This is a genomic window from Pseudomonas sp., assembly GCF_026224925.1.
Classification (GTDB): Bacteria; Pseudomonadota; Gammaproteobacteria; order Pseudomonadales; family Pseudomonadaceae; genus Aquipseudomonas.
In genome coordinates this window covers 1-4,928 of record NZ_JAMFRV010000040.1, presented here as the reverse complement: position 1 = coordinate 4,928, position 4,928 = coordinate 1, and the positions used below count along the sequence as shown (strand labels likewise).

The 4,928-nt window shown below is 54.8% G+C and carries 5 protein-coding genes and 1 pseudogene; 2 read left to right on the top strand and 4 right to left on the bottom strand.

All coding sequences use genetic code 11. From position 1 onward, the window contains the following. Positions 1 to 346, bottom strand: a pseudogene (locus M0974_RS01865) (hypothetical protein); the annotation flags it as partial. A gap of 229 nt (positions 347 to 575) precedes the next feature. Between M0974_RS01865 and M0974_RS01860 the strand changes: the two are divergent. Further along, on the top strand, positions 576 to 2,033 hold the full coding sequence (locus M0974_RS01860) for an MFS transporter (RefSeq protein WP_297831942.1): 1,458 nt from the start codon (positions 576 to 578) through the stop codon (positions 2,031 to 2,033). Between the two features lie 7 nt (positions 2,034 to 2,040). Here M0974_RS01860 and M0974_RS01855 read toward each other — a convergent pair whose 3' ends face one another. The 3 genes from M0974_RS01855 to pbpG form a co-directional block, all read right to left on the bottom strand. Continuing rightward, positions 2,041 to 2,460 carry a DUF3010 family protein gene (locus M0974_RS01855; RefSeq protein WP_297831939.1) on the bottom strand — a complete coding sequence of 140 codons (420 nt, stop codon included), beginning with the start codon at positions 2,458 to 2,460 and terminating at the stop codon, positions 2,041 to 2,043. A gap of 55 nt (positions 2,461 to 2,515) precedes the next feature. After that, a complete protein-coding gene (locus M0974_RS01850; protein ID WP_297831937.1) occupies positions 2,516 to 2,974 on the bottom strand; it encodes a DUF2214 family protein in 459 nt (152 codons plus the stop codon). Between the two features lie 204 nt (positions 2,975 to 3,178). After that, entirely contained in the window at positions 3,179 to 4,114 is a 936-nt protein-coding gene (gene pbpG / locus M0974_RS01845; RefSeq protein ID WP_297831935.1) for a D-alanyl-D-alanine endopeptidase, read from the bottom strand. Positions 4,115 to 4,362: 248 nt separating this feature from the next. On the opposite strand from pbpG, the gene M0974_RS01840 reads away from it, so the two are divergent. Continuing rightward, entirely contained in the window at positions 4,363 to 4,923 is a 561-nt protein-coding gene (locus M0974_RS01840) for a hypothetical protein (RefSeq protein ID WP_297831932.1), read from the top strand. Positions 4,924 to 4,928 lie beyond the last annotated feature (5 nt).

Sequence of the window (4,928 nt, the reverse complement as noted above, 5' to 3'; positions counted from 1 at the left end):
CGACCGTGCCGTTGGTCATCGTGCTGTTGGGCGTGCTGTCCCACGGCCGAAAGCCCTCACCGGAGCCAACCATGCTGGGCGGGAAGACATGCACCTCCAGGGCCTTCTGCGTCCCGTCGGGCTGCGGTGCGGCGGCGGTGCCGATGTAGCTGCCGGGCTTGATGTCGGACATTTGCGCCAGGGTCACGCCACGCACTTGGGTGTCTTTGGTCAGGTTGATGAGCAAGTCTTCGCCACGGTTGGTGTGGACTTTCAGGGCATCCCCGTCGAGGGCGGTGATCGCGCCTCGCACACCGATCCGTGGCGCAGGTGCTGCGTCTTCAGCTTGGACGGAACCCAGGGTCATGAGCGTCGCCGCGACAATCGTTGAAGCCAAGACGCCAGTGCGCAGGCGTGTGCCGAAAATAAACTTCATGGGGATAGTTCCTTTGCGGGTGACTAGGAATTTTGTTGAGGTCCGAGCTTATACCGATTATTGGGGCAGGGCGCTTTGCGTATAGAGATGAACTCCATCGGACCGTCACGACTCACACCCTATAACCTACAAAAAAGCAGCGGTGGAGCTTTAGATGACGATGACCGAACTGACTCAACAGTCCGGCGTATATCAGACCGACCTGCCAGCACGTCTCGACCGCTTGCCGTGGGGGCGGTTTCATACGTTGCTGGTGATTGCGCTCGGCATCACCTGGCTGTTGGATGGGCTGGAAGTGACGCTGGCGGGTTCGGTCTCTGGCGCGTTGAAAAATAGCCCGGTGCTGCAGTTGTCCAACAGTGATATCGGTCTGGCGGGCGGCGCCTACCTGGCAGGGGCGGTGCTCGGAGCGCTGTTCTTCGGCTGGCTGACCGACCGTTTGGGGCGGAGAAAGCTATTTTTCATTACGTTGTTCATTTACGTTAGCGCCACCGCCGCGACGGCGTTCTCTTTCAGCATGTGGAGCTTTGTTCTGTTTCGCTTTCTGACGGGAATGGGCATCGGTGGCGAATACACTGCCATCAACTCGACGATTCAGGAATTCACCCCGGCGCGGTTTCGCGGCTGGGTTGACCTCACCATCAACGGTACGTTTTGGTTAGGCGCTGCGTTGGGTGCCGGCGGGTCGATCATACTGCTCGACCCGCAAACCGTTGGTGGCGACCTTGGCTGGCGCTTATGTTTTGGCATCGGTGCTGCGCTGGGGCTGGTGATTCTGTTCATGCGCCTGTGGGTGCCTGAGAGCCCTCGTTGGCTGCTGATACATAATCAGCCGGAGGAGGCGAAAAGAATCGTCGAGCACATCGAAGGGCGATTTCGTCAGCAGGGGCATACGTTGCAACCCGCAACGGAACCGCCATTACGCCTGCTTTCACGGGATCACACACCGTTGCGTGAGGTCTTCGATACCTTGTTCGTGACCTATCGCCGACGTGCCCTGGTTGGGTTGACGTTGCTCACCGCACAAGCGTTTTTCTACAACGCGATCTTCTTCACTTATGCATTAGTGCTGACCGACTTTTATCAAGTGTCGTATGAGCAAATTGGCTGGTACGTGCTGCCGCTGGCGCTGGGGAATTTCTGCGGGCCATTGCTGTTGGGGAGGCTGTTTGACGTGGTTGGGCGTCGGGTGATGATCAGCCTGACCTACGGGGTCTCAGGCTCGCTGTTGGCCATCAGTGGTTATCTGTTCCAGCAGGGGCTGCTGAGCGTGACGCAGCAAGCCATCGCCTGGATGGTTATTTTCTTTTTCGCGTCGGCAGCGGCCAGTTCTGCGTACCTGACCATTGCCGAAACCTTCCCGCTGGAAATCCGCGCGTTGGCCATCGCAGTGTTCTACGCGTTCGGCACGGGATTGGGCGGGATTGTCGGGCCGACCTTGTTTGGCCACCTGATCGAAACCCATGACCGCAGTAACGTTTTCATGGGTTACTTGATCGGCGCCGGTTTGATGCTAATGGCGGCCATCGTGCAGGCCATTTGGGGCGTTGCTGCCGAGCGCCAGTCACTGGAGTCCGTCGCTCGACCGCTTTCCCAAGCCCACGAGAGCAATGTCTAAGGCAAGACTACGACGCCTTCATCAACGCTGCGCAGGCAGTTTTGTAGGCTTCGTGTTGGTATTTGTTTAAAGAACCTGCGAGGGCGAAATCGTGTTTCTTGTGCTGGGCGCTGACGGTCTGTGGCGACACCAGCGTTACGCTGCACTCATTTAGCAACTGGAGAACGCCTTCGATTTTGAACGTGGTGGGCCCACCCGCGAACTCGCCTTTTTTACTGCGTTTCTTGATCGCCAGCTGTTCGATGCCGTTGTCTCGGATAAATGCCTCGACAAGCGCGGCGAACGCCTTGACGTTGGAAGACTCGTCATCGTCTTCTAGAGCGATTTTTTTTGTCGGCAGGGGTACATGTTCGAGGGTGCTGTTGCGAAGGGTAGCGACAGCGAAGATGGCTTCGCTGCCTTTGATTTCGATGCCGCAGATTTTCATGTGGGGACCGCTTAAAGAGAGTGGCCGCTATTTTCTTCTCTTTCGCCGGCAATGGCTAACTGATAAAGATTCCCCGTGCCATACCGGACGCCGCGATGAGGATGACGATAATCAACCCTACCTGAATATGGCTGATTCTCGAATACATCAACGCGCGATGGGTATCTATTGGAACACCCGCTTTAAACGCGTTGCGCCATTTGATCAGGGCGACCATAGGAGCTATTTCGAGCAGGATAATGGCCACGAAGGCCGCCATCTTCAAATGAAACAGCGGTTGATGCAGGTAATAGAAAGTGCCCTTTTCAAAACCGCCAAAAGCACGCAATGCTCCTGTCACCAGAAGTACTGCGGCGGCAATGCCCCAGAAGTTATCCGCTACAAACACATCACGAAGTTTGGATGGGTTGGTTCTATTCAAGCGCCGCAGAGAGCGTCCGCGGCTCAATACTGCCCCGAGTGCAACCCCGTACGCCAAGAGATGCAATGTTGCCAGGAACCATTTGAAGAGCATGGTTTATCATCTCCAGTCATGAACGAAAACAACAGCCCCCTCGAACCGCAGGTCAATGAGTTTTAGCTCACGGTTCGCGTCTTTGCCCAACTCACTACAACATAGCGTTAAATTTTCGCCACAGTGAATGACAGATCAAACGCTTTGAAAGTTCATCCCTTTTGCGCAAGAGCGGTGTGTCGGGCACACCGCCATTGAGTGAGATTACTCTTTAGCCTGGATGCCTATCTGTCTCATGGTCAGGTTTTTCTCGTTCCTGTACAGCACTGCAACCTGCGGAGCCTGGCCACTTTTACCGGTTTCCATCCAGTTACGCATACGGCCCGCATCGGCGATGGGCGTGTATTTACCAAACGCATCCAGAATCACCACCGATACCTGACGATCGGCCATGGTAGTCAGCAACACGAGGCAGTGACCGGCCTGATTGGTGAAGCCCGTCTTGGTCAGTTTGATGTCCCAGTTGGACTTTTTGATCAGGTGATCAGTGTTATTGAACACCAGACTGTAAGTGGGGTTGTGGAAAGTGACAGTTTTATTGGGGGTGGTGCTGAGCTCACTCAACATTGGGTATTGGCGGGCAGCGAGCACCAGTTTGCTCAGGTCGCGGGCGGTGGATACGTTATAGATCGACAGGCCGGTCGGCTCGACATAAACCGTCTGTTTCATGCCCAGGGATTTGGCCTTGGCGTTCATGGCAATAATAAATTTGTTGTAGCCTCCCGGGTAACTGGCGGCAAGGCTCGCCGCGGCGCGGTTTTCCGAGGACATCAGGGCGATCAACATCATGTTTTTGCGATCAAGCTGGCTGCCGAGTTTGACGCGGGAAAACACACCTTTCATTTCCTTGGTGTCGGCAATGGATACTGGAATCATTTCGTCCATTGGCAGTTTGGCGTCCAGCGTTACCATCGCCGTCATCAGTTTGGTGACGGAGGCGATGGGCACAACGACATCCGGGTTATTGGCGAACAGTACTTTATTGGTTTTCAAATCGACAACCATGGCACTGCCGGAGGCCAGGTGAAGTTGTGAAGGGTCACGCTCAAATGGGGCTGGTTCATTTGCTGAAGCACTCTGGGAGAGTGCGGCGCCTGTACATACAAATAATAGGCTCAAAATTGAGTGACGAATTTTCACGAGCGAGGCTCACTAATAATGGATATGCCGCTTAGCACGGGGGTGTCTATAAACCTCTTGCAGTTTAAGAGTAGCCCCGGGCGCTGTCGATATGTGTTGTGAGTTGAATCCTTGTTATACGCTTGTATAAACCCAAAAAACCACAAAAGCTCGGCGAATCAGCAATATCCGTGGTGTCTGGCGGGCGCAACGATTAGCATCGTTGACCATCGATACCAACGCGCGCTCAACGGTTCAGGAGTCAAGCAATGCCCAAGGGTTTTATCAGCAAGGATTACGTCGTACTGGTAATAGTGGCGGCTGTGGTTGCAGTGCTTTTGCTTGGGGTTGGTGCGTTCCAGCGATCTGCCGACTGGGCCGGATGGATCCAGGCGATGGGCCTCATCGTCGGTTTGATGGTGGCGGTCGCTATTCCAGCGATTCAAAAAAAGCAGGACGCGACCGTTCAACACAAACATCTACGTGAGCGTGAAATAGGCTTTTCTCGCCGAATGCAGTATTTGTGCGCTGAGCTGAACGAGTTGCTGAGCAAAGTCAGCGTCAATCTGGTTCACCTGCGCGCAACGGACCGCCATCGTTTGCAACACACACTTCAAGACTATCTGCACCGTTTGTTCGAGTCGCATAGAGAGGACCTTAACGACGATCGGGTGGTCATTGCCCACGAACTTCGCCAAGTGGTTAACGAGCTGGTCGATGAGTTGGAGAGTGGTCGGGCAGATCGCGGGGTGTTGATGAGTCTCGATAAGCGCTTGCAGAAGTTGGTGCACAAAGCTCAGGTAAACGCGACGATGGCGGAACGGCTCTGACCCAT